General features: G+C 43.5%; 1 protein-coding gene. It reads right to left on the bottom strand.

Annotated features, from left to right (window positions below; genetic code table 11):
- Positions 1-46: 46 nt before the first annotated feature.
- Complete coding sequence (locus JWH17_RS23045) at positions 47-2179, bottom strand: recombinase family protein (protein WP_205225051.1); 2133 nt, start codon at positions 2177-2179, stop codon at positions 47-49.
- Positions 2180-2428: the final 249 nt, after the last annotated feature.

Below are 2428 nucleotides of genomic sequence, written 5' to 3'. Positions count from 1 at the left end.
GATATTTTCCAACCATACTGCCTCCATAAGTTTCAAGCATTCTTCTTTAATCTACTTTTTTCACCCGGGAACGATAAATCCACTGCCTTGGCCGTTCCCTATATTCAAGCAATCGCTTGATTTCTTCCTTATCAGCTTTAATCAGCCATATGCCGTTATGTGAAACTGTTGTATCCTTTCTGGCTGTAAGTTTTCCGTTGCGCATCCATACGTATAACGTTGGTTCAGGAATTTGAGTAGTCTCTGAAAGTTCTCTGATTGTTAATTCATTTGGTTTACGCAACGCATCGTTGGATCGTTTCTTTTTTGTGCTAACCAACCCTTTCTTGAGCAATATTGTTCGCACCATTCCAGCGTTAAAAGGACACCGTTGTTTTGGTGACCGCCACTCTTCTTGATTTAAAAGATTGGCAATTTTTGCAAGCGAATTCCCTTTTTTATACAAGTCAGCTACTCGTTCTAGAAGCTCTTTGTAATAGCTTAACTGCTCAAGTTTCCCCACAGGCCTATTAAAATTAGCCTCGCTCTGATACCCTCCTTTCCAGTGTATACTGACATGAACTTTTTCCGTATCACCTTGAATCGTAACGATAACTCGTTCTATCAACAAACGTACAATTTGTTGGCGCTGTTCTCCGGTAGTACTGTCTGCTTTCCACAGGTATGGAATGTCTGATGCGAGGGACTGTATTTCCAGTCGTTCATTTTTTGTCAATACAGGAGGCTGTTTTTTGAGGTGTTCTTCGTAATCCTGATTTAATTTGGTTTCTGATGATAAAGCCTCTTCCCACTTTTTTTCAAGTGTTCGTGCAACCAGACGGTTTTCTGGCTCCACCGCATTGAATTGTCGGTAAGCCCTTTCAGATTCATAATGTGCACGTTCAAGTTGTTGTTGCCAGTGGCTCTGTTGTTGCTCTCTTTCTTGTTGAATATTTGCCGCTGCTTGTAAACTGAGTTCCAGGGCTGATGGTTGCATGGCAGCCATAATTTCTTCCTGGATAAGTTGATCCAAGGGGGTCCCTAACAATGATTGGCAAGATTTCTCTCCATAATCGACAGCCATCCGATTACAGGAATAGCGCAACTTTTTCCCCTGACTGGAGTAGCAAGTTGCCATTCTCAACCCACAACGGCCACAAATCACAAGACCTGAAAGAAGTGACGGCCCGTGCTTAGGGGTGCCGATCCCCTGAGATGAATTCATCAGTAATTGTCGTTGATTACGTTCATATTCTTCCCAAGAAATATATGCAGGAAGTTTATCTTTAATCAAAACTTCCCACTCTTCCTGGTTAACTGACACCCGTCCTGTAGATGGACGGCCAGGCTTCTTTTTCCTAGGATCAGTGGGACGGCGGCCATATACATACGCACCGGCATAGATAGGATTGTGCAGCATATTCCCCAAAGTAACCCGATTAGGACGACGCCATTCCAACTCACCCTTTTGCAATCCTCCACGAATACGGTGCGGCAACTGCATATTATGTTTCACAAGATACTTGAGTACACCATTAATCGTACGATACCGCTCGAACAAAGTAAAGATCAAGGTGGTCGTTGATTGAGCTTGTTCATCAGGCTCTTTTATTATTTCCCCCGAAGGATGTTTGACATACCCCATTGCCAATTGCATCCCCAGTTCGCCCCGTTTTGCTTTCGCTTTTTTGCCAGCCAGCATACGTTGTTTGATGACATACAATTCGGCTTCAGATAAGGTTCCCTTAAGGCCAAGTAATAGGCGATCATTGTAATTGCCCGGATCGTATACTCCATCAGTATCTGCAATTAAAGTACGAAAGAGGGAACAAACCTCCAGTAATTGATGCCAATCCCGACATGAACGTGCCAAGCGGGACATCTCAATCCCTAAAATAATTCCTACATGGTCAAGGCTTACTTCTGCAACCAGGCGTTGAAATCCAGGACGCCCCTCTGCGTTAGAACCTGAGATTCCAAGGTCATCATCAATTACCAAGACTTGTTCTTTGGGCCATCCCATGTCACAAGCTTTTCCAACGAGTGCATATTGCAATTTAGTAGATTCACTATGCCGTTCTACCTGCTGCAATGTAGATTGGCGAATATAAACAATGGCAATTCGGTCATGGTGATGTGGCTCTATTTTCCCAGGATGGGAGATGGGCAGGGGAGGAGACGTTACTTGTGTCGTATTCATCAATCTTTCTCCTCCCTATGTGAGCGGATTTTACGGCATTGTAGGCCATCTCCCCTAGAATCACCATCAATTGTTGACGGTTGCTTTCTGGGAGATTTCCCCAAACCGTTGCGGTCACACGAAGTTTTTCTTTCATTGTTCGCCTTAATCCATCGAACCAACTCCAGTAAATCTTCTATATTTATTATCGCAGATGCTGTCTCCTTCGTCAAATTAAAGTTTATATGTGTTTTGATGATGGGATATCGA

The sequence above is a fragment of the Desulfogranum marinum genome (assembly GCF_016918565.1).
In the GTDB taxonomy this organism is placed as follows: domain Bacteria; phylum Desulfobacterota; class Desulfobulbia; order Desulfobulbales; family Desulfobulbaceae; genus Desulfogranum; species Desulfogranum marinum.
Note: the sequence above shows the minus strand (reverse complement) of the source record. Positions and strands in the feature narration are given on the sequence as shown.